Below are 21,864 nucleotides of genomic sequence, written 5' to 3' on the forward strand. Positions count from 1 at the left end.
GCTCACCGATCGACGAGTGTGACCTCGAACGAGTAGCGGTCGGGCCGGTAGCAGTGCTGCCCGAATTCGACCGCGACGCCCGAGTTGTCGAACGCGGTGCGCGACATCGTGAGCACGGGAGCCCCTCGCGAGAGGTCGAGCAGCTCGGCTTCATGCCCGGTCGCCGCACGGGCGCCGATGCGCTGCTTCGCGACGCGCATCGTCACGCCGCGGGCACGCAGCAGTTGGTAGAGGCCGTGCTTCTCGAGCGACTCGAGGTCGAGGTCGGTGAATTGCTCGGGCAGCACGTTGTCGAGAATCGCGAGCGGCACGCCGTCGGCGCTGCGCAGGCGATGCACGTGCAGCACCGTGCTGCCGACCGGCACTCCGAGCGCATCCGCCGCCGGTTCCTCGGCGGTCGTGATCTCAACCGAGAGCACTCGCGTCTCGGGCTTCTGCCCCGAGCGCTCGAGGTCTTCGTAGAGGCTCGTGAGTTCGACGTTGCGGGTGACCTTGCCGTGCACCACTTGCGTGCCGATGCCTCGGCGCCGCACGAGCAGGCCCTTGTCGACGAGGTCTTGGATCGCCCGCCGGATCGTCGGGCGGGAGAGGCCCAGCCGGGCCGCAAGCGCGACCTCGTTCTCGAGTCTGGCGCCCGCGGGAAGCGTCTGGTCGAGGATCGCCTGCTCGAGCCGACTCGCGATCTGGTAGTACAGGGGCACCGGCCCCGAGCGGTCGAGGTCGAGGAACAACTCGACGGGGAGGCGTTGCTCCACCTGCGCCATGGGTTTCTCCAGTTGTTCGAATGTTCTGACAGTCGAGAGTAGACGTTCGGCGGGAGGGCCGCCTCACCCGAGATCGGGGGGCGTGTCGCCCGCCCGTCGCCGGAACGTCTCGATGCGCGCCGCGCCCATGACGAATCGCTCGAGATCGACGTCGGGCTCGAGCACGGCGCCGGTGAGGTCAGTGCGATCCCAGATTCCGGATGCCGCCGCAGCGAGCCGTTGCGGTTCTGCCCGGTAGTTGACGAACCGCGCCTCCGAGATCGGGCGACCCGAGGCATCCGTCACCGTGCGAAGCGACTCCAGCACGACGTCGCTCGCCACCTCGACGGCGGGCGTCGTCGGCAACTCGGCTGCCTCGGCAGCACCGCCTGCCCCGGCGACACCGCCGACGACCGCGGGCCCGCCGCGGGTGCCGCGCACGACCTCGGGTTCGACCCGCACGAGCTCGGCCCAGCGGGCTGCGCTCGACTCCGCCCAGCCCGCAACCGATGGCAGGATCGCGAATTCGGTCGACACCGCGGTGCCGAGATACTGCGCGCCGGGCACCGCGAACTCGGCGCCGGCCGGCTCGTCGCGCAGCGGGTGCACGTTGACGCTCATCATGCCGACGGCACGCACGAGCGTGAGCGCGATCGCGTCGACGCCCGACTGCGGGTCGGCGACGATCTCGTACTCGGAGTGTTTCGTGACGAGAAGGCTCGCAAGCCCCGCGTGCACGAACCGGGCCACGGGATAGGTCGGCAGCGGGTACTCGCCCACAGGTCCGCCCTCGCCGATGCGCCCGCGCTCGGTCACGGCATATTGCCCGGCAGCCGACGAGCCGGTGAGCTCGGCGACCCCGGTGGGCACGAGTGCCCGCAGGCGATGGTCGGCGGCGGGGTTCACGAAGTCGACCCGCACGCGCAGCATCGGCTCACCCTCGCGCAGCTCGAGCACGGTGTCGACGACGAGCTCGACGGATGTCGCGGAGCGCCGGTCGCGATCGACCGTGTCGAGGCCGGCCGGCACGGCGTAGCGGCGGCGCACGTTGAGCCGCCCGCGGATCGGCCCCGACTCGAGCACCGTCACCTCGACCGAGGTCGGGTCGGTCACCGCGGTCGCCGGGTCGACCGGTCCGTAGTTGTAGGAGTCACCGCGGTCGCCCTCGTCGACGAGGCGCAGCACGTCGGTGAGCACCGTGCCGTCGGCGGCCTCGATGCGCACGGCGCCGTGATCGTCGACCGTCGCGGTCAGCTGCTCGTTCGCGAGCGATCGAGCCGACACCGTCACCGGGTCATCCGTTGCCCGAGCCATCGCCGGATCGAGACTCGCGACGCCGATGCCGCCGACGTCGATGCCGACCACGGCTCGCCGGCGCGGATCGGCGATGATCTCCACGTGCCAGCGACGCTCGCGCGAGGCATCCGATGCCATGCGGTGTTCGAGTTCTTCGGTGAAGGCCGCAAGGTCGAAGTCGCCGACGGGCGCCTCAGCGACCTCGAAGCGCAGCCCGTCATCGGTGAACCGCCACGCGTTGATCAGCTGGCCGAAGAGCTCGCGCCCGTGGATGCGATTCAGCAGCTTCGGCAGCTCGGCGGTCGTGAGCTGCTCGTCGCCGAGCACCTCGGGCAACGCGTCGAGCAGCTGCACGCCGGCGCCGAGCTCGAGCCGCTCGGGGTCGTGCAGGCGGATCTCGACGTGGGCACGCCGGGCGAAGCCCGCCGGGTTCGCCACGACATGGCGATCAGGGGTGACGGATGCCGCGAGCCGCTCCATCGTGCGAAGGATCACGCCGCGCGCGACATGGCCTGCCGTCGCGAGGCGGCCCTCGACCTCGATCGCGGTCGCGTCGACGCCGCATCCCGTGACGGAGTCATGCGCCGTGCTCTCGACGAGCCGGTACCAGGCGGTGTCGAAGAACGCGCGGTGGTCGTCGACGCCGAACGCGGCGTCGAGGCGCTCGGCGGTGGAGAGCCGGCGCTCGGCATCGGTCATCGCCTGCTTGAGGTTCGTGCGAATCGAGAAGACGCCCGGCAGGAGGTTGCCGCGCACGTGCGCGCGCAGCTCACCGTCGACGACCGGGAGTTCGGCGATCGCTTCGTCGTCGCCCGCGGCCCACTCGGGCGCGACGCGGCGCACGTAGCTCTCGATCGTGTCGACGGTGAGCCCGATGCCGCCTGCGCCTGACGCGTTCGCGGCGTCGACGACCGGCATGAGGTCCGCTGGCGGGGCACTGTGGTCGGTGCCGAGCATGCCGAGGATCGGGTCCGAGCCGTACCAGCTCGCGATCGACCGCCCGTACTCGGCGACGAGCGCGTCGAGCTGACCGGGCAGCGCGAACAGGTCGAGCGCGTTCCCGTAGCCGTCGAACAGGTACTCGGTGCGCACCGTGGACCCGTCGGGTGCGGTCCAGGCGAAGGCGTGGTGGTCGATGCGGGCGGGAACTCCGCGCCAAAGCGCCGCATCGCGCAGCCCGAACCCGCGCAGCAGCTGAGGCATCTGGGCGGCGTGGCCGAACATGTCGGGCAGGTAGCCGACCCGCATCTCGGGGCCGATGCGGCGGCTCGAGCGCAGCCCCAGCTCGAGGTTGCGCACGATCGTCTCGCCGTCGCACAGGAACTCGTCGAGGAGGATCAGGAACGGTCCGATCGCGAGCTGCCCGCGGTCGACCGCCGCGACGACGCGCTCGCGCTGCTCGGGCCTGATCTCGAGGTAATCGTCGATCGCGGCGGCCTGCCCGTCGAGGGTGAACCGGTAGCCGGGATCGGCCTCGAGGGTGTCGAGCAGCCGGTCGAGCATGTGCACGAGGCGCAACCGGAAGACGTCGTGCGGCTCGTACCACTCGCGATCCCAGTGCGTGTGCGGCACGATCACGAGTTCGTCGGGGGCATCCATGGTCACTCCAAGCAGTGGTTCGGTCGTTCGTCGTTCGGTGTTCGGTCGTTCGGTCGTTCGTCGTTCGGTGTTCGGTCGTTCGGTCGTGCCGTCGTGCCGTCGTTCGGTCGTGCAGCTGTGCGGCGCCTACGCGCAGAGCGCCATGATGCGTCGGTCGGCGAGCACGAGATGGAAGGGCCCGTCGGCGGGGTCGGCCGAGAATGCCTCGCGCGCCGACCGTACCGAGCGGCGACGCCCGAACCCGTCGACGAGAATCAGTCCCTCTGCATCGACCGCGACGACCTCGTCGCCGAGCCGCACGAGCGCCGGAGCGCGCATGAGCTCGGGCGTGAGCACGGTGCCGTCGAAGCTGCCGCTGCCGGTGATCGCGGTGCGGCCGGCGCGCACCCCGTCGAGGATCGCCTCCGCCGAGGCATCCGTCGCCGCGACCCACGTCGTCGGCGTGCCCGGTCGCTGCGGCTCCTCGAGCATGTGCGTGTCGCTGCCGCCGAGCAGGGTCGCGCCCTCGGGCCACGTGCGGAACCACGCGAACGGCGCCGTCGAGATGAGCTCGAGGTACCAGGTCGCGTGCCACAGCTCGACCGCGGCGGGCCGGCGTTCGAGCCGGTGCAGCCAACTGCAGTCGCCCGAGATCGGGTGATTGATGCTCAGGATGCCGCGTCGCCGCTCGACCTCGTCGACCCAGTGCTGCGCGGGCTCACGAAAGTCGATCCACCCGATATCGCCGAACGCGTTGGCGTGCCCGCGATGCGTGGTGACCTCCTGGCCGGGCAGGAGCGTGATGCCGTGCTTCGCGCCCTCGGCCGGCAGGTGCGCGTGGTGGCTCACGGTGTTGTGGTCGGTGACGGCCATGAAGTCGAGGCCCGAGGCGACGCCGAGCGCGGCGAGGCCGCCGATCGGCAGCCGCCCGTCGGAGTGGATCGTGTGCCCGTGGAAATCACCGGCGAACCACGTGAGGCCCGGCTCGGCCGGGAGCCCGCGATCGCTGCCGCGTACGGTTCGCGTCGTCGGCGCGGCATCCGGAACCGGCGGCACCGAGCGCGATGCGGGCATCGTGATCTCGACCTCGACCTCGACGCCCTCCGACGGCACGCGGTGCAGGCCGAGCACGACGTTCCACTCCCCCGTCTCAGGTGCACCCGGCACGTACCCCGGCGTCGCGTCGCCCGGATGGATGAGGAACTCGGTTCGGGCGCCGCCAGACCAGCCGCGCCATCCGCTCGCCCCTTCGCAACCGAGGTCGATGCCCGCGTTCGAGCCGTCGAAGCGGATCACGACCTCGAGTGAATCGGTGCCCGGCGGCACGTCGAAGGGCACGTCGAGAATGCGGTGCTCGTTCTGCGTGTCGACGGTGATGGGGATGCGGCGGCGGATCGTCGTCATCGCGTCACCCGATGCGCTGCGTCGACTCGGCGTCGAAGAGCAGGGTTTTGGCGGCCTGCGGCACGATCCAGCCGCGGTCGCCGGGTGCGGGCTCCTGGTCTTCGGGCACGACGACCTGGAACTTGTGCCCGCCCGCGTTCACCGCGATGAGCACGCTCGCGCCGAGGTTCTCGACGACGCTCACCTCGGCCGGGATGCCGCCGGGCTCTTCGCTCGAGACCCAGCGCAGGTACTCGGGGCGGATGCCCCAGATCACCGATTGCCCGTCGCGCACGAGCCCCTCGGTGCCGGCCGGCACCGGCACGGAGGTGTCGCCGATCGAGATCGCGCCGCCCGCGATCGACGTCTCGGCGAGGTTCATCGGGTTCGACCCGATGAACCCGGCGACGAAGGTGTTGTTCGGCTGCTGGAACACCTCGCGAGGCGTGCCGATCTGTTGGAGCTTGCCCGACTTCATGACCGCGATGCGGTCGGCGAGCGCGAGCGCTTCGGCCTGGTCGTGGGTGACGAACACGGTCGTGACGCCGAGGTCGCGCTGCAGTTCCTTGAGGAAGGTGCGCGCCTCGAGACGGAGCCGCGCGTCGAGGTTCGACAGCGGCTCGTCGAGGAGCAGCACGTCGGGCGTGGTCGCAACGGCGCGGGCGAGCGCGACACGCTGCTGCTGCCCGCCCGAGAGCTGACCCGGCCGACGCTCGATGAGCCCCTGCAGCGAGAGCCCGTCGGCGACCGTCTCGGCCTTCGCCCGCCGCTCATCGCGCTTCACGTGCTTGATGCGCATGGGGTAGGCGATGTTGTCGCCGACATCCATGTGCGGGAAGAGCGCGTAGTCCTGGAAGACCATCGCGACGCCGCGCACGCCTGGTTCGGCGTTCGTGACGTCACGGTCGCCGATGACGAGCGTGCCGGAGGTGATCGCCTCGAGGCCGGCGATCGAACGCAGCAGGGTGGTCTTGCCGCAGCCCGAGGGGCCGAGCAGGGCGAAGAACTCGCCGTCGTGGATCTCGACGTCGATCTCGTCGACGCCGCGGACGCCTCCGGGGTACTCCTTGACGAGTTGAGTGGCGTTGATGCCGGCCATCAGGACTTGATACCTCCATGGAAGCGGAAACCGTAGCGACGGTTGACGATGAAATAGATGATGAGCACGGGCGCCGAGAACAGCAGCGCGAAGGTCGAGATGAGCCGGAGGTCGGCCTGCCCGCTCTCGGTGTAGAAGGTGTACATGAGCACCGCAGCCGGCTGCAGGTCTGGGCTGCGCAGCAGGATGAACGGAACCAGGAAGTTGCTCCAGACCTGCACGATCGTCCAGATCGCGATGAAGGCGAGGCCGGGCCGGGCGATCGGCGCCACCACGTCGCGGAGGATGCGGAACGGACCCGCGCCGTAGAGCCGCGCCGACTCCTCGTACGACTTCGGGATCGAGTCCATGAAGTCCTTGAGGATGAAGATCACGGTCGGCAGGAGGCCGCCCGCCAGCACGAGGAGCACACCGACGTAGGAGTTGATGAGACCGAGCTGGGTGATGATCTGGAACGTCGGCACCATGGCGGCCGTGCCCGTCACGATCGACGAGAGCAGCAGCAGCCCGTAGAGGATGCCGTCGCGACCCGGGATGCGGATGCGCGACATCGCATATGCGGCGAGCGCGCCGAGCACGACGACGATGAGCATCGTGCCGATGCCGAGCAGCAGCGAGTTGCCGATCGAGCGCAGCGCGTAGGGGTTCTCGGCGAGCCGCGCGAAGTTGTCGAGCGTCCAGTCGGGCCACGACAGCGAGAGTGACGGGGTCGCGTCGAACGGCGCGAGCACGAGCCACACCATCGGCAGGGCGAAGAGGAGGCCGACGATCGTCATGACGACCGCGAAGGCGACGCGGGCGAGGAAGTGCCGCACCGTCGCATTCGCGGCGACCTTCTGTGCAGTGGTGGCCTTCCGTGCGGGAGTGGCGGTCATCGCTTCTTCCTTCCCCTCGACACGCGCACGTAGCCGAGCGCGATGACGAGATTGATGAGCAGCATGATGAGCGAGATCGCGGCGCCGAGCCCGAGCTGACCGCCGGGGATCGCCGTCTCGTAGATGTAGACCGAGAGGATCTCCGTCTTGCCGTTCGGCCCGCCAGCCGTGATGAGGTAGGGCGTGAAGGTGTTGAACGTCCACAGCGTGATGAGCAGCGTGTTCGTGAGGATGTGCCCCTTGATGTTCGGCACGATCACGTCGCGGAGCTGCTGCCAGCCCGAGGCGCCGACCATCTTGGCGCTCTCGATCTGCGACGGCGGAACGGCGCTGAGCGCCGAGGAGAAGAGCTGCATCGAGAAGGCGGTGCCCACCCAGATGTTGAAGATGATGATCGCTTCCATCGGGTGGTCGATCAGCCACGCGGTGCCCTCGGTGCCGAGCAGCCCGTTGACCGTGCCCGACCGCCGGTCGAGCAGGGCGAGCCACAGGAACGAGGCGACGGATGCCGGGATGACCCACGCCGCCAGCACGAGACCTTCGAGAAGACCCTTCGTCCAGCCGCGGATGCCCCGCACCGCCCAGGCGAGCCCGAAGCCGATGAGCGTCTGGCCGATGATGCCCGAGAACAGCACGAAGATGAGCGTCAGCCAGAGCGAGTTCCAGAACGACGGGTCGGTGAGGGCCTCGACGTAGTTGTCGAGGCCGACGAACGCGGGTGACGCGGCCTGCAGGCCGGTCAGCCGGTAGTCGGTCATGCCGAGCCAGATCGTCCAGACCGCGGGGAAGAGCAGGAACAGCCCGATGATGATCAGTGCGGGAGCGACGAAGACGGTGGCCCTGGCGGTGCCGAGGCCTGCGACGTCGTCGGCCCGCCGCCGGCGGGGAGCGATCGCGCTCCCCGCCGGCGTCGTGGTGCTGGTGGTCATGACTTAGCCACCCGAGACCGCGTCGTCTCCGACGATGTCCTTCACGGAGTCGGCGTAGGTCGTCGCAGCGTCTCCGACGCTCGTGCCCGAGACCACGTCGAGCGTCGCCTGCTGCAGTGCGGTCGACACCTGGGGGTAGGCGGCGAGCGGCGGGCGGTACGCGGTGATCGGCAGCACTTCTTCGCTCACGTAGGTGAGCATCGGGTCGTCGGCGAGCATCTCGTCGTTCACGTCGGTGCGCGGCGTGATCGCGAGGGTGCCGGCGTTCCGGGCCTCGTACGCGTCGGCCGAGTTCATGAAGGCGAGCAGCTCCCACGCGAGTTCGGGGTGGTCGCTGTTCGGGTTCAGCACCCGGCCGGTGCCACCGGACATCGAGACGAAGTCCTGGCCGTCGATGCCGGAGCCCGGCTTCATCGCGGGGATCTTCGTGTAGCCGACGACCTCGTCGCGGTTCGCGATCGGCGCGGTGCCGACGCCCTCTTCGGGGTTGATGACGCTGCGCCAGAAGTAGTCGCCCTCGAGGAGGATGCCGATCTGGTTCGACGCGAACAGCTGGAATGAGGTGTCGCGGCCGGCGGCCTCCTGCTGGAGCACGGCGTCGCCGAGGCCCTCGTCGATGTAGATCGTCTTGTAGAGGTCGAGCACGTCGTTCAGTCCGTCGGTGTCGCCCACCCACTTGCCGTCTTCGTAGACCTGCTCGCCGGTGCCGACGAGCAGCGGCAGCAGGCCCTGCATCGTCGTCGCCTCGCCCATCGCGGTGCCCGCGTTGAGCTGGATCGGCGTGACGCCGTCGAGCTTCTTCAGCTCGCGCGCGGCGTCGAGCACGTCGTCCCAGCTCTCGGGCTGCCAGTCGGCGGGAAGCCCCGCCTGCTCGAAGAGGTCTTTGTTGAAGTAGAGCACGCGGCCGTCGGCGCCCTGGGGCACGCCGTAGCGCTCGTCGTCGAACGACACCGCGGACTGCACGGCCTCGGGGATCTGCTCCCAGCCCTCCCAGCCATCGACGGCGTCGCCGCCGACCTCGGAGAGCGGCTTGATGTAGCCGGCCTCGGCGAACTCTCCGACCCAGATGCCGTCCATGCCGATGATGTCGGCGCCCTCGCCCGACTGCAGGTCGAGCGCGATCTTGGTCTTGTAGTTCTCGTCGTCGACGCCCTGCGGCTCGAACTCGACGGTGACGTCCTTGCCGTCCTCCTCCATGGCCGCCTCGAACTCGGGGATGACCCAGTCCGCGATCCAGTCGGCCTCGGCGGCGTTCTTGCCGCCGGTGATGGCGTTGGCCGTGACGGTGAGGGTGACGGGACCGGAGTCGTCGGTCTCCTCGGGGGCTTCGCCGGAGCAACCGGCGAAGACGAGTGCGCCCGCGGTTGCGACGGCGAGCGCCGCCACCACCCTGCGCCTGCTGTGGTTGATCATCTTCGACCTCTCTCTTGATTCACCAGCCGGGCGTGACGCCGGCGGGGTACAGCTGTGGGTGATCGTGGTGCGGTGGAACGGTGACCGGCGGTCTCAGGGGGCTCCCGCCTCCGTCGATGCGCCGATCGGTGAGCCGATCGCGTCGGCGAGGGCGGCGAGCATCCGCTGCCCGACGACGATGTCGGCGGCGCCCTCGTCGACTGAAGGGCCGGGCTCCGGATGTCCCGCGGCGAGTGCCGCGAACGACCGGAGCTCCTGCTCGAACGCCTCCTCCTGCATCCATCTCGTCTCCGAACGCCTCGACCCGAGGGGTTCGGCGTTCTCGACGACGGTGAGCACGGTCGGCGCGTTGAGCACGTACGGCACCGCGAAGGTGAGGGCGATCGTGCCCGTCTCGTGGTGGAAGGTGATGGTCTCGCGGTACTCGGGGTAGCGCGGGATGAAGTGCCAGTCGAGCGACCACGGCACCTCGGTACGCTCGGCGAGGAAGCCGCCGAGGCTGAGCGAACCCGGGAACGCCGGGCCGGTGTGGCGCGCGCGGTCGACCGTGCCGATGCCGCCGACGAGGTGCCGCAGCAGGCCGATGTCGTGCACGATCGAGCCGAGCACGACGTTCGTGTAGAGCTTCGGGAGCGGGTCGGCGGCCGAGCCGATCGCCGTCGCGACCGTCGCGTCGGTGGCAGCGATGAGGGTCGCCAGCAGTTCGGACGGCACGTCGGATGGCGCGGGGGCGAGATTCGCGAAGGCGAGCTGTGCGCCGTCGGCGGGGTGCAGCACCTCGACCGTCACGGCTCGCACGTCGACCTCGGCGAGGAGCGACTTCGCAGCGGTCGAGGCGGGGTCGTGCTCCTTCATGTAGCCGACCCGCACCCAGTCGGGGAGTTCGATTCCCCGCCGCGCCGCGACCTCGCGAAGCGCGTCGATCTCGACGAGCGAGAAGGCGAGCGGCTTCTCGGCGAGCACGCGGATACCGGCGTCGACGAGCCGCGCGACATCCGGCGCGTGCGAGCCCGCGGTCGCGAGGATCGCGCCGTCGATGCGAATGGTGCCGGCGGCGATGGCATCGATGAGCGCCTCGACCGAGTCGAACGGCGCGACACCGGTACCGGATGCCTCGGCGATCTCACGTGCCCGCGACGCGGACAAGTCGACCACGGCGACGAGCTCGACGAGGTCGGCGTTGCGCCGGATGAGCGGCAGGTGCACGCTCTGGCTGATCGCGCCGAGGCCGATGACCGCGAGCCGAACGCGTTCTCCGCGGGGCCCGGTGGCGTTGTCACCGCCGGGCAGGGGCTGGGCGTCGAAGCCGGTCATGCGAACCACCGCCGCAGGCGCTCGCGGTTGGCGACCTGGTCGGCGCGGGCGCGGGCGACGTCGTCGGCGTCCTGCAGGATGACGTCCTGCTCGACGACGATCCAGCCGTCGTAGCCCGAGTCGACGATCGTGTCGACGATGCGGTCGACCTCGAGGTCGCCATCGCCGAGGGCGACGAACACGCGTCGCTCCCAGATGTCGCGCATCGGGTCGGCGGAACCGCGGGCCGCGGCCAGCACGGAGCGGTCGGCGTCTTTCAGGTGCACGTGGTTGATGCGGTCGGCCCAGCGCGGGAAGTCGGTGACGGGGTCGCCGCCGCCGACGAGCAGGTGCCCGGTGTCGAAGGTGAGGTCGACGTCGGTCTCGGCGAGGAATCGATCGATCTCGCGCGGCGTTTCGACGTAGGTGCTGGCGTGGTGGTGGAAGGTCGGCTCGAGGCCCGCCGCCCGCGTGAGGTCGGCCGCTCGCTGCACTCGCGCGGCGAAGGTCGCCCACCGCGCGTCATCGAGTTCGAGCTCGGGCGCACCGCCGGGGCGCGCCTTGCGCTCGGGCGACCCCGAGTCGGCGAGCGTCGGCTTCGGGGCACGATCGGCAGCGACGGCGACGGCGGCGGCTGCGGCGAAGAGCTCGAGCGTCGGCGGGAGTTCGGCGAACGCGCGCTCGAACTGCTCGTCGGTGCCTGCGAACGGCAGGTCGACCCAACCGCCGGCGAGCGCGAGGCCGTGACGTTCGAGCAGCTGCGGCAGCTCGATCTGATCGCCGAACAGGCCGATCGGGCCGAGATCGATGCCCTCGTAGCCGGCTTCGGCCACCCACGTCGCCAGCTGCTCCCCATCGGGAAGCGGAACGACGTCGGGACGGGAAAGTTCGAAGACGCCGTAGCTGACCGGCGCGTTCGCAGTTCGGATCACCGCGTAGTCCTCTCAAACCTTGGAGGGCGCCGCTTCGCGTCTCCGCGGTCAAGGGTAACTAAGTTCGGACATACTTACAACAGCACGTACGTCGTTCACGCGCTGTTCGCCGAAAGTGCAGATCGCGCCTGAATCACGGCGAGGAGTGCGCTCTCGACGCACGCGAGAGTGCAGGTCCCGCCCAAATCGGCGCGATGAGTGCACACTCGAGGCACGTCGAGCGCCAAAAGTGGAGCGTCAGACCGTGAGGAGCGGTGCCGCGACCGCTTCGAGCGCACCGGGCACCAGGCGGAAGTACGCCCAGGTGCCCCGCTTCGAGCGCGAGAGGAAGCCGGCCTCGGTGAGGATCTTCAAGTGGTGGGAGACGGTGGGCTGACTCAGGCCGACCGGCTCGGTGAGGTCGCAGACGCATGCCTCCTGACCCTCGGATGCCGCGACGATCGAGACGAGCCGCAGCCGCACCGGGTCGGCGATCGCCTTGAGCTTTCGCGCGAAGACCTCGGCATCGTCGGCGGTGATCGTCTCGCGGGTGAGGGGCGCGCAGCATGCGACGGGCGCAGCGGCCGACTCGGCGACGCCACGGGTCACGAGGGGCAGGTCGATGATGGTCACGCGATGATCCTACCCGTATATTGACATTCATCGATATAGCGGCCACACTCGCCATATCGACAACCTTCAATGAATGCGAGAACACGGATGACTCTCATCGACCTCACCGCACCGACGACCGCCCCCTCACGGCTGCAGGGGCTGCCGGTCGCGATCATCGGCGCAGGCCCGATCGGCCTTGCGGCCGCCGCGAACCTCGTCGAACGCGGCATCGACTTCGTGCTGCTCGAGGCCGGCGACAATATCGGCGCAAGCGTGACGCAGTGGGGGCACACCCGGCTCTTCTCGCCGTGGAAGCACCTCATCGACCCGGCTGCCGCGCGTCTTCTGGCTCAGACGGGCTGGGCGGCCCCCGCCGCCGATTCGCTCCCCACCGGCGCCGAGCTCGTCGAGCACTTCCTCGACCCGCTCGCCGCCCTGCCCGCCATCGCCGGCCGCACCCGGCTCGGCGTCGACGTCACCGATGTCACTCGCGAGGGCATGGACCGCACGCGCACCAACGGTCGCGCGCAGGCGCCGTTCCTGCTCCGCGTCCGCACCGACGAGGGTGTCGAAGAGCTCACCGCCCGTGCCGTCATCGATGCCTCGGGCACCTACCGCACTCCCAACAGCCTCGGTTCTTCGGGCCTCGACCCGCTCGGCCTGGCCGAGGTCGCCGACCTCGTGAGCCACGCGTTGCCCGACGTGCTCGGCCGTGAAAGGGCCGCGTTCGCCGGTCGCCACACGGTCGTCGTCGGCGCGGGGCACTCCGCCGCCAACACGCTGCTCAAGCTCGCGACGCTCGCCGAACAGGAGCCCGGCACCCGCATCACCTGGGTCATCCGCAACGCCACGGCCGCACGGGTCACGACCGCACCCGACGACGAACTGGCGGCACGCGCCTCGATCGGCGCTCGCGTCGACGCACTCGTCGAGGCGGGTCGCATCGAGCTCGTCGATCGCTTCGAGATCGTCCGCCTCGCCCGCGGTTTCGACGACGAGGCATCCGTCGCCCGCATCACCGGCCGTCGCGGCGACGGCCTCGAGACGATCTCGGCTGACCGCATCGTGAACGCCACCGGCTTCCGGCCGAACCTCGACTTGCTGCGCGAGATCCGCCTCGAACTCGACGAGATCGTCGAGGCGCCCCGCCGCCTCGCACCGCTCATCGACCCGAACGTGCACTCCTGCGGCACGGTCGAGCCGCACGGATTCGCCGAGCTCACCCAGCCCGAGCGCGACTTCTTCATCGTCGGCATGAAGAGCTACGGCCGGGCGCCGACGTTCCTGCTCGCGACCGGCTACGAGCAGGTGCGTTCGGTGTCGGCCTGGTTGGCCGGCGACGCCGCAGCCGCCCGCAACGTCGAACTCGTGCTGCCGGCGACCGGGGTCTGTTCCACCAGCGCGCCCGCCACCACCGGCGCGAGCGGCGGGAGCTGCTGCAGCTGAGCGGGGCTCGGGAACAGCCACGCCACGCTCGCCCGCTCGGCCGACCTCGCTGAACTTGACGCGTTCGCTCGGATGGTCGCTGCAGTTCCCACCAAGGGCCTGTTCACGGAACTACCGGGTTACCCGCCCCAGCTCCGAGTCAGTGACGAGCTGCTTCCATCTGTGCTTCGTGGCGGAGCCCAGTCGAACCTCCCGGAGCGCAGCCTCGTGTCGGACATCCAGGTTCCCTCACTCGTCTTGTCTTGGACCGACGACCCGGGGCACCCGGTCTCGACCGGTGAAGAACTCCACGCGCTTCTGCCCGTCAATGAGTTCCACATCGCCGACTCCGTGACCGAACTGCACACCTGGTCCACCCGGGTCCTCACCTTCTTGGGGGAATGACGCTCATGACCACTACTCCGACCTGCGTTCCCCGTGGGCGCTCCCGGCGCGCCATTGAGTAAAACGCCCGCCAAAGACTCCGGTACAGGTCATCCGTGGACCAATCCCATAGACTAACGTCTATGAGCACCGGAACCGTCAGCCCCAATGCGGCCACGCTCGCGCTGATCGCCGACCCAACTCGTGCCCAGATGCTGGCCCTGATCATGCAGAGCGACGCCGGTCGTGCGACCGTGACCCGTCTCGCCGAAGCATTGAGACTCCGCCAGCCGACGGTCTCGCACCACGCGAAGGCGCTCTACGACGAGGGCGTGCTCGAACGACGGCCAGAGGGCCGGCAAGTCTGGTACTCGATCGCTCCTGCGTACGCAGACCGAGTGGCGGAGCTGCTGCTGCAGCCCGACTCGCTGCTCGACGACGAACTGCTCCAACGGGTCAGCCGCGACCTCGCCGATCGATTCGTCGGCGTCTTCAGTGTCGAGACGGTCGAGCGCTACGTGCGCGAGAGCCGCGACCTGCTCGCGGAGCGTTCGGGCATCACGCGCCACCTTCCGTCGCTGACCGCCCAGTTCGCCGGTGAGCGACTCGCGGCCCTCGCGTCCGAACAGCGGCAAGTGGAGAGCACGCCCGAAGTCCTGTTCGTCTGCGTGCAGAATGCGGGTCGCTCGCAGCTGGCCGCCGCGATCCTGCGCCATCTCGCCGGTGACCGCGTACACGTGCGTTCCGCCGGATCCGACCCGGCCGACAGCGTGCGCTCGACGATCGTCACCGCGCTCGACGAGATCGGCGTGCCGATCGGCGGCGAGTTCCCGAAACCCCTCACCGATGAGGTCGTGCGCGCCGCCGACGTCGTGATCACCATGGGCTGCGGCGACGCCTGCCCGATCTACCCCGGCCGACGCTACCTCGATTGGGACCTCGAGGATCCCGTGGGACTGCCCCTGCCGCGTGTGCGCGAGATCCGCGACGAGATCGAGGCGCACGTGCGCGTGCTGCTCGCCGAGCTCGGCTGACGGGCACGGCACTCACAGAGCACGGCGCGGGCTTCGAGACATCCGTTGGCCGATTCATAGATCATGATCTATGATTGGTTCGACCGAAGGAGCGAGACCATGACCGAGAAGCCCACCGTCCTGTTCGTCTGCGTGCACAACGCCGGCCGTTCGCAGATCGCCGCCGGCTACCTGCAGGCACTCGCGGGAGACCGTGTCGACGTGCTCTCCGCGGGTTCCGAGCCGAAAGACCAGATCAATCCGATCGCCATCGAGGCCATGGCCGAAGAGGGCATCGACATCGCCGGCAACACGCCGAAGATCCTCACCGTCGACGCCGTGCGCGAGTCCGACGTCGTGATCACCATGGGCTGCGGCGACGCCTGCCCGATCTTCCCCGGCAAGCGCTACGAAGACTGGGAGCTCGAAGACCCCGCGGGCAAGGAGCTCGAGACCGTCCGCCGCGTGCGCGACGACATCCGCGGGCGCGTCGAAGCGCTCATCGCCGAGATCGCACCGGCCGCGTCAGTGTCAGCGTCATGAGTGACATCGAGAACGTCGTCGTCATCGGCTCCGGCCCGGCCGGCTACACAGCCGCGATCTACCTCGCCCGCGCCGGTCTCTCGCCGGTCGTGCTCGCGAGCTCCGTCGAGGCGGGCGGCGCACTCGTCACGACGACCGAAGTCGAGAACTACCCCGGCTTCGCCAACGGCATCATGGGCCCGGAGCTCATGGAGCAGATGCGATCGCAGGCCGAGCGATTCGGCGCCCGCATCGTCTACGACGATGCGACGGAGGTCGAGCTCACCGGCGACGTCAAGGTCATCCGCACGATCAACGGCGTCGAGTATCGTGCCCACACGGTCGTGCTCGCGATGGGCTCGGCCTACCGCAAGCTCGGGGTCGAAGGTGAAGAGCGCCTGACCGGGCGCGGCGTCTCGTGGTGCGCCACGTGCGACGGCTTCTTCTTCAAGGGCAAAGACATCGCGGTCGTCGGCGGCGGCGACTCGGCACTCGAAGAGGCGATGTTCCTCACGCGCTTCGCCGACTCGGTCACCCTCGTGCACCGGCGCGACTCGCTGCGCGCCTCGCGGATCATGCAGGAGCGCGCATTGTCGAACCCGAAGATCCGGCCCTACTGGAACGCCGAGGTCGTCTCGGCCGAAGGCCCCGACGGCCTCGAACATCTGCAGTTGCGCGACACGCAGACCGGCGAGCGCAACACCCTCGCAGCGACCGGCCTCTTCATCGCGATCGGTCACGACCCGCGCAGCGAGCTCGTCGCCGGCCAGGTCGACCTCGACGACGAGGGGTACGTGAAGGTGGCGCATCCGTCGACCCAGACGAACCTCGAGGGCGTGTTCGCATGCGGCGACCTCGTCGACAAGCGCTATCGCCAGGCCATCACGGCGGCCGGCACCGGATGCGCGGCTGCCCTCGACACCGAGCACTACCTGGCGGCACGCGGTCTCGCAGACCCCGTCGAAGAGCAGGCGGCGATCATCCTGGAGACCCCCGAAGAGCCCGCCGCCTGAGCCGGGCCCGACCAGGCCCGGCTCGACCCGCGCAGCTCGGGCGTGCCTCCCGACCGGTTCGTCTCCCATGGGAGAGGATCGTGGAATGCCCAGCGGCCGTCTCATGCGCATCCAGAGCCCCGAGTTCCAGGCGATGGCCGAGCGGGTACTGCGGGTCACCCAGCTCACCTCACGTCTGAACGTCCTGCCCTTCGATGACGAAGCGGGAAAGGCCGCACTCTTCGAGCAGATCCTGGGGCGGCCGCTCCCCGCGAATGTCACGATCTACCCACCCTTCTATACGGAGCATGGGCTCAACCTCGACCTTGCCGAGCGCGTGTTCATCAATCAGGGGTGCACGTTCATGGACTACGCGGGAATCCGGCTCGGTGAGGGCGTCATGGTCGGCCCGAAGGCCACGTTCATCACGAGTGGCCACCCGGTCGACCCGGCCGAGCGCAAGCTGTACCTCACCGGCGCCCCCATCGACGTGGCGGAGAACGTATGGATCGGCGCGGGGGCGACGATCCTGCCCGGCGTCAGCATCGGCCGCGACGCCGTGATCGCCGCCGGGGCGATCGTGGCCGACGACGTGCCGGCGGCGAGCCTCGTGGCCGGCACCAAGGCCATCGTGCGCCGAAGCTGGTGACGGCTCGCGGTGTCTCTGCCGCCTAGCTCGCACGCGCGGTGAACGCCGCGGCGAGCGCGAGGCCCGCCATGATGATCGTCATCGTCGCGTACGACCCCGTTCCGGCCGCGACCGCCGGCCCGATCGCCGGCGTCAGCGCTGCCGCAATCGTGATCGGTGCAGCGAAAGCGCCGTTGATCGCGCCGTAATTGCGGGTGCCCCAGCGGTCGGCGACGGCGGATGCCTGCACGAGCGTCTGCGCGCCGCGCACTGCGCCGGCGACGATGCCGATGACGATGAGCAGCCAGATCGGGCCGGGCACGAGGGCGAGCGCCGCGAGGGAGGCGGCGGCGAGCACGCACACCACGGCAACCGGAACCCACGGGCGCACTCCGCGCGGCAGCACGAGGAAGAGCAGCCGACCGATCACCTGGCCGGCGCCGATGAGGCCGAGGGCGAGCGCCGCGAACTCGAACGTCAGGCCCTTCTCCATGTAGAGCGGCACCGCGGCGAGGGTCGCGCTGAGCAGGGCCACAGCGAGCGCGATCATCGTGATCTCGAGCATCCAGAAACGTCGAGTGCGCAGCACGGACGAGACCGTGTGCTCGGTCTCGTGGTGCGGGGCGGCTCGGTGCGGCCACGCGCGCTCGAGTGAGAGCAGGTGCAACGGCACTGTCACGAGCGCGAGCACCGCCGCGAGCACGAGGAACGTCGCTCGCCAGTCGAGCACCGAGAGCAGACCGGCGACGATGGGGGCGAAGATCGTCGATGCGAGCCCGCCCGCGAGGGTGAGGATCGTCATCGGCACCTGCCGTCGGTCGCCGTAGCGCCGGGTGATCACCGTGAAGGCCGCCTGATAGAGCACGGCGGCTTGCGCGATGCCGCACACCAGCCAGGCGACGGCGAACACGATGAGGTCGGGGGCCACGGCGACACCCACGAGGCCGATCGCGCCGATCAGCGATCCTGCGCTCATCACCCGGCGCGGGCCGCGCTCGTCGAGCATCCGTCCGACGATGACGCCGACGATCGCCGACACCACGAGGCCTCCCGAGAACGCGGCCGTGATCGCGACCAGCGGCCACCCCGTCTCGCGGGCGACTTCGGGCGCCGCGACGATCATCGCGTAATAGAGGATGCCCCAGCTGATGACCTGCCCGATCGACAGCGCCGCGAGCCGCAGCCCAGGTCGACCCGTTCCGACCGGTGGCGCCTCAGCTCGGTCGGTGCGGTCGGTGCGGCTCATCCGTTCCACGCTATCTCTGCGAACGGATGCCCCGTGGCGTGCGCCGTGAACCTTCGGTGAACGTTCGATCATGACGCGCCCCGCCCTCGCTCGCCGACGGCGAACTCCCGATCAGCCGACGAACCCGCGGAAGTGATCGTTCTCCTCCGCGCGTCGCTCGCGCTCGCGCTCGGCGGCCTGCACCCCGCGGTCGAGTGCGAGCAGCAGGTCGCGCACGCGATCGTCGCGCTCTGCTTCGTAGGTTTCGTCGACCTCGATCTGAGGCCATTCGCCCCACTCGCGTTCGAGGCGTATCTCGATCGCGCCCGACACTTGCTCCCACGCCTCTTCGCGGGCCCGTTCGGCGAAGGCGCTGAGGTACTCGGGGTCGTTGCGACGCACCCACAGCTCTTTCGCCACGGCGGCGTAGACCTGTTCGCGGCGACGGAGGTTCGCGGCATCCGCTCGCCGATAGTCGTGTTCGTGCGACGACCTGCCCTCGCGGCTCGCGGCGGCCGAGCGGGTCTCGCCTGTGCGTTCGGCAACCTCGTCGGCCTCTTGCACGAGCTCGTAGAGCACTTCGCGTGCGGCGGCCGCAGCCCGTTCGGGAGCGAACGGCTCTTCACCGCGGAGCGCCTCGACGATCAGCCGGTTCCTCAGTGCCATGCGCCCGGCGGACTCGGTCACGAGCACACCCTCGGCGAGCATCTCGTCGAATGTCGGGGTCGGCGCCTCGGGCAGGGCATGGCGATCGAACGGCTTGAACCGCCGCGCGCGCTTGCTGTGCCAGAAGGACATGCCCGTCTTCTCTCGAACGTCGGTGTCCGCCGCCGTTCGGCGGTCAGAATCGAGCCTATCGCGGGCGTCTGACGTGCCGGTGGACACGTCGACGGTGGGTTCGGCTGTCACTTCGGCTGTCACGTCGGTGGCGGCCGTTAGCCTGCCGATATGAGCCGAGCGGATGCCGCAGCGCGGGCGTGCAGCATCATCGTCGACGGTGCTCCGTGCCCGACGCCGACCGAGCCCGGTGCGCCGCTCGACCTCTGCACCTCGCACCTGCTCGAGGCCTACGACTGGGTCGCTCGAGGGGTCGGCGTGACCGACCTGCTGCCCGGCCCGTGCCTCGTCTGCGGGTCGCGCGTCGGGGTCGAGTACCCGTCGGGCCGCATCTGCGCGGTCTGCGAGTGGCGCGTCGGCGACGTGCCCGACATCGCCGTGGCCGACCCACGAGTCGACGTCGTCTACTACATCCGGTACCGGCAGCAGATCAAGATCGGCACCTCTGGCAACCCGCGCACCCGGGTCGCGAGCCTGCCGCACGACGAAGTGCTCGCGTTCGAGCTCGGCGACCGAGTCGTCGAGCAACGTCGGCACGCGCAGTTCGCGGCGCACAGATTCGCGGGCACCGAGTGGTTCGCGGTGCACGACGAGCTGCTCGCGCACATCACCGAGCTGAGCCTCGGTGTCGGCGACCCATGGGCGCAGTACGACCGCTGGGTGAGTCGCCGGCTCGCGGCTCAGGGGTGAGGGTGCCTCCCACCCGACTCGCGTCCCGCGCCGGCCCGCCTACCTGGCGTTGACCGGTGAGGTCGCGGAAACAGAGCGACGAGCCATGATCGCCGCGTGCGGTCGGTGCCCGTCATCGCTGCGGGTGTAGACCTCCTCGACCGTGAATCCCGCAGAGCTGAGCTGTTCCGACATCTCGTCGGGCGGCCAGAAGTATGCGGTCGTGACCTTATGCGGGAACGCCTCGACGCTCGCACCGTCGAAGAAGCCGAGCAGCAGGCTCCCACCTGGTGCGATGCAGCGCGCGAACTCGCTCAGGATCGACGGGACATCCGCCGGCGCGGAGTGGATCAGCGAGTACCACGCGAGGACTCCCCCGGCGTGGGCTTCGGGGACGCCGAGGTCGTGGAGCGAGCCGACGCGGAACGGAACGCCGGGGAACCGCTCCTTCGCTCGAGCGATGAACGCGGGAACGAGATCGACGCCCTCGGCGTCGCAGCCCAGCCGCCGCAGATGGTCGGTCCAATGGCCCGGTCCGCACCCGGCATCGATCACCGGACCGGACACGCTCGCGCCCCATCGCGAGATGAGTTGCTGGTCGAGTTCGTGCATCTGGGCGATCGTGCCCATCAGGGAGATGTACTCGTCCGCTCGGCGGGTGTAGGCGTCCCGCACCTCGGTACTCGTCACGTCTGCCACCCTACGAGACGTCGTTCAGCCATCGACTACCAGGGCGACGGGCGGTCGTTGTCGCGCTGGCTGTCGTCGGGGAAGTGCGGCAGCTCTGTGCCGCCCGCGCGAATGCACAGCCACCGCAGTTGCTCGGGGCTGTCGGGGACGCAGCGCCAGGTGCGCCAGACGCCCTGACCCACGCGCACGACGGTGCCGGGCCCGACGTCGACGATCTCGTCGTTCAGTCCCATCTGCCCCAGACCGGCGAGGAACACGTACACCTCTTCGACGCGAGCGTGGGCGTGCCAGTAGCCCGCCTCTTCACCCGGCTCGAACGCGTTCGCGGTCATGCCGATGTACTGCATCGTGAGCTCGTGATCGACGACCCGTCGACCGTCACGTGAACTCCCTGGGCGGAAACCACCGAAGTGCTCCCGCCAGTCGTCGAGCCCGCCCATCTCCAACACTTCGTAGTCGCTCACGAACGCTACTGTAGCGACTCGCAGAGGGGCATCCCGGTGCATCCTGCCTACCGCGAGGCGTTCCGCGTCTTCGCCTGACCCGATCAGGGGCAGTGCAGCTGGGTGCGTTCGCCCGAGCGATCGATGACGTGGCTCGACATCGGGGCGCCGCAGATCGGGCAGACGGGCGGCGTGGCCGGCACCGGCTCCTCGTCGTACGGGCCGAGGGGCGGCGGCCCGATGTAGGGCAGCAGCTTGGCGTTCAGCCGGTCGATGAAGCCCGCGTAGCCGCGTTGGGCTCCCGCTGGGGTTTCCCGCTTTCTTCGTGTCACAATGATTAGTGTACTAACTATTCGTCGCCACGTCATACTGGAGGCCCATGAACGCCCGCAGCACACCCCACGAGCACACCCTCGACGCCCGCGCGGCATCCCTTCGACAAGCTCAGCACGGCGCCGATGACCTGCTCGCCCTCGAGAACCAGGTGTGCTTCGCCCTCGCCGTCGCCGCGCGCGGCGTGATCGGCGTCTACCGGCCGATCCTCGAACCACTCGGCCTCACGCACCCGCAGTACCTCGTCATGCTCGCCCTCTGGCAGCGCAGTCCGCGCACCGTGCGCGACCTCGGCGAGGCGCTGCAGCTCGAGCCGGCCACCCTCTCACCGCTGCTCAAGAGGCTCGAAGGGCAGGGCCATCTCACGCGGGAGCGCAATACGCGTGACGAGCGGGCACTCGATGTCGCCCTGACCGATGCGGGCCGTGCGCTGCGCGAGCAGGCGCTCACGATTCCGCCGCAAGTCGTCGACCGGCTCGGCATGAACCTCGACGAACTCGCGAGCCTCCGCGACCGCCTCACCGAGGTGATCGCGGCCGTACAGCGCGGCTGACCGGCGTCCGCACAG

23 protein-coding genes are annotated in these 21,864 nt (G+C 69.6%); 8 read left to right on the forward strand and 15 right to left on the reverse strand.

Annotated elements, in window-relative coordinates; genetic code table 11:
* Nucleotides 1-2: 2 nt before the first annotated feature.
* The 10 genes from AC1C2S_RS07565 to AC1C2S_RS07610 form a co-directional block, all read right to left on the reverse strand.
* Nucleotides 3-764, reverse strand: a complete 762-nt coding sequence (locus AC1C2S_RS07565; protein ID WP_495351912.1) for a GntR family transcriptional regulator — start codon at nucleotides 762-764, stop codon at nucleotides 3-5.
* Between the two features lie 63 nt (nucleotides 765-827).
* On the reverse strand, nucleotides 828-3,638 hold the full coding sequence (locus AC1C2S_RS07570; protein ID WP_495351913.1) for a glycoside hydrolase family 38 N-terminal domain-containing protein: 2,811 nt from the start codon (nucleotides 3,636-3,638) through the stop codon (nucleotides 828-830).
* Nucleotides 3,639-3,764: 126 nt separating this feature from the next.
* Nucleotides 3,765-5,021: a CehA/McbA family metallohydrolase gene (locus AC1C2S_RS07575; protein ID WP_495351914.1), complete on the reverse strand. Its 1,257-nt coding sequence runs from the start codon at nucleotides 5,019-5,021 to the stop codon at nucleotides 3,765-3,767.
* Between the two features lie 4 nt (nucleotides 5,022-5,025).
* A complete protein-coding gene (locus AC1C2S_RS07580) occupies nucleotides 5,026-6,099 on the reverse strand; it encodes an ABC transporter ATP-binding protein (protein ID WP_495351915.1) in 1,074 nt (357 codons plus the stop codon).
* Nucleotides 6,099-6,974: a carbohydrate ABC transporter permease gene (locus AC1C2S_RS07585; protein WP_495351916.1), complete on the reverse strand. Its 876-nt coding sequence runs from the start codon at nucleotides 6,972-6,974 to the stop codon at nucleotides 6,099-6,101. Before AC1C2S_RS07585 ends, AC1C2S_RS07580 begins: the two co-directional genes overlap by 1 nt.
* A complete protein-coding gene (locus tag AC1C2S_RS07590) occupies nucleotides 6,971-7,903 on the reverse strand; it encodes a carbohydrate ABC transporter permease (RefSeq protein WP_495351917.1) in 933 nt (310 codons plus the stop codon). Before AC1C2S_RS07590 ends, AC1C2S_RS07585 begins: the two co-directional genes overlap by 4 nt.
* Before the next feature lie 3 nt (nucleotides 7,904-7,906).
* Nucleotides 7,907-9,316, reverse strand: a complete 1,410-nt coding sequence (locus AC1C2S_RS07595; RefSeq protein WP_495351918.1) for an extracellular solute-binding protein — start codon at nucleotides 9,314-9,316, stop codon at nucleotides 7,907-7,909.
* 93 nt (nucleotides 9,317-9,409) lie between these two features.
* The gene (locus AC1C2S_RS07600; protein WP_495351919.1) at nucleotides 9,410-10,630 is read right to left on the reverse strand and encodes a Gfo/Idh/MocA family protein; all 1,221 of its coding nucleotides are present in this window, start codon (nucleotides 10,628-10,630) and stop codon (nucleotides 9,410-9,412) included.
* Nucleotides 10,627-11,541, reverse strand: a complete 915-nt coding sequence (locus AC1C2S_RS07605) for a TIM barrel protein (protein WP_495351920.1) — start codon at nucleotides 11,539-11,541, stop codon at nucleotides 10,627-10,629. Before AC1C2S_RS07605 ends, AC1C2S_RS07600 begins: the two co-directional genes overlap by 4 nt.
* A 237-nt stretch (nucleotides 11,542-11,778) precedes the next feature.
* Nucleotides 11,779-12,147: an ArsR/SmtB family transcription factor gene (locus AC1C2S_RS07610; RefSeq protein ID WP_495353215.1), complete on the reverse strand. Its 369-nt coding sequence runs from the start codon at nucleotides 12,145-12,147 to the stop codon at nucleotides 11,779-11,781.
* A 93-nt stretch (nucleotides 12,148-12,240) separates the two neighbouring features.
* On the opposite strand from AC1C2S_RS07610, the gene AC1C2S_RS07615 reads away from it, so the two are divergent.
* The 6 genes from AC1C2S_RS07615 to AC1C2S_RS07640 all read left to right on the forward strand — a co-directional run bounded on the left by AC1C2S_RS07615 (nucleotide 12,241) and on the right by AC1C2S_RS07640 (nucleotide 17,120).
* Entirely contained in the window at nucleotides 12,241-13,581 is a 1,341-nt protein-coding gene (locus AC1C2S_RS07615) for an NAD(P)-binding domain-containing protein (RefSeq protein ID WP_495351921.1), read from the forward strand.
* Nucleotides 13,582-13,788: 207 nt separating this feature from the next.
* Nucleotides 13,789-13,965 (forward strand): hypothetical protein, encoded by a 177-nt coding sequence (locus AC1C2S_RS07620; protein WP_495351922.1) that lies wholly within the window; start codon nucleotides 13,789-13,791, stop codon nucleotides 13,963-13,965.
* Between the two features lie 122 nt (nucleotides 13,966-14,087).
* Complete coding sequence (locus tag AC1C2S_RS07625) at nucleotides 14,088-14,978, forward strand: metalloregulator ArsR/SmtB family transcription factor (RefSeq protein ID WP_495351923.1); 891 nt, start codon at nucleotides 14,088-14,090, stop codon at nucleotides 14,976-14,978.
* A 99-nt stretch (nucleotides 14,979-15,077) separates the two neighbouring features.
* Nucleotides 15,078-15,500, forward strand: coding sequence for an arsenate reductase ArsC (locus tag AC1C2S_RS07630; protein ID WP_495351924.1), 423 nt, complete (start codon nucleotides 15,078-15,080; stop codon nucleotides 15,498-15,500).
* Nucleotides 15,497-16,492: a thioredoxin-disulfide reductase gene (gene trxB / locus AC1C2S_RS07635; RefSeq protein WP_495351925.1), complete on the forward strand. Its 996-nt coding sequence runs from the start codon at nucleotides 15,497-15,499 to the stop codon at nucleotides 16,490-16,492. Before AC1C2S_RS07630 ends, trxB begins: the two co-directional genes overlap by 4 nt.
* A gap of 85 nt (nucleotides 16,493-16,577) precedes the next feature.
* Complete coding sequence (locus AC1C2S_RS07640) at nucleotides 16,578-17,120, forward strand: DapH/DapD/GlmU-related protein (protein WP_495351926.1); 543 nt, start codon at nucleotides 16,578-16,580, stop codon at nucleotides 17,118-17,120.
* 22 nt (nucleotides 17,121-17,142) lie between these two features.
* On the opposite strand, the gene AC1C2S_RS07645 is transcribed toward AC1C2S_RS07640, so the two are convergent.
* Nucleotides 17,143-18,345 carry an MFS transporter gene (locus tag AC1C2S_RS07645; RefSeq protein WP_495351927.1) on the reverse strand — a complete coding sequence of 401 codons (1,203 nt, stop codon included), beginning with the start codon at nucleotides 18,343-18,345 and terminating at the stop codon, nucleotides 17,143-17,145.
* A 111-nt stretch (nucleotides 18,346-18,456) separates the two neighbouring features.
* Nucleotides 18,457-19,122: a hypothetical protein gene (locus AC1C2S_RS07650; protein ID WP_495351928.1), complete on the reverse strand. Its 666-nt coding sequence runs from the start codon at nucleotides 19,120-19,122 to the stop codon at nucleotides 18,457-18,459.
* 150 nt (nucleotides 19,123-19,272) lie between these two features.
* Between AC1C2S_RS07650 and AC1C2S_RS07655 the strand changes: the two genes are divergently transcribed.
* Entirely contained in the window at nucleotides 19,273-19,851 is a 579-nt protein-coding gene (locus AC1C2S_RS07655; RefSeq protein WP_495351929.1) for a GIY-YIG nuclease family protein, read from the forward strand.
* Between the two features lie 39 nt (nucleotides 19,852-19,890).
* Here AC1C2S_RS07655 and AC1C2S_RS07660 read toward each other — a convergent pair whose 3' ends face one another.
* The 3 genes from AC1C2S_RS07660 to AC1C2S_RS07670 form a co-directional block, all read right to left on the reverse strand.
* Entirely contained in the window at nucleotides 19,891-20,520 is a 630-nt protein-coding gene (locus tag AC1C2S_RS07660; RefSeq protein ID WP_495351930.1) for a class I SAM-dependent DNA methyltransferase, read from the reverse strand.
* A gap of 35 nt (nucleotides 20,521-20,555) precedes the next feature.
* On the reverse strand, nucleotides 20,556-20,984 hold the full coding sequence (locus tag AC1C2S_RS07665) for a cupin domain-containing protein (RefSeq protein ID WP_495351931.1): 429 nt from the start codon (nucleotides 20,982-20,984) through the stop codon (nucleotides 20,556-20,558).
* 83 nt (nucleotides 20,985-21,067) lie between these two features.
* On the reverse strand, nucleotides 21,068-21,295 hold the full coding sequence (locus AC1C2S_RS07670; RefSeq protein WP_495351932.1) for a hypothetical protein: 228 nt from the start codon (nucleotides 21,293-21,295) through the stop codon (nucleotides 21,068-21,070).
* A 47-nt stretch (nucleotides 21,296-21,342) separates the two neighbouring features.
* Here AC1C2S_RS07670 and AC1C2S_RS07675 point away from each other — a divergent pair, with 47 nt between their 5' ends.
* Nucleotides 21,343-21,849: a MarR family winged helix-turn-helix transcriptional regulator gene (locus AC1C2S_RS07675; RefSeq protein WP_495351933.1), complete on the forward strand. Its 507-nt coding sequence runs from the start codon at nucleotides 21,343-21,345 to the stop codon at nucleotides 21,847-21,849.
* Nucleotides 21,850-21,864 lie beyond the last annotated feature (15 nt).

This window comes from Agromyces sp. Y782, from assembly GCF_059445405.1.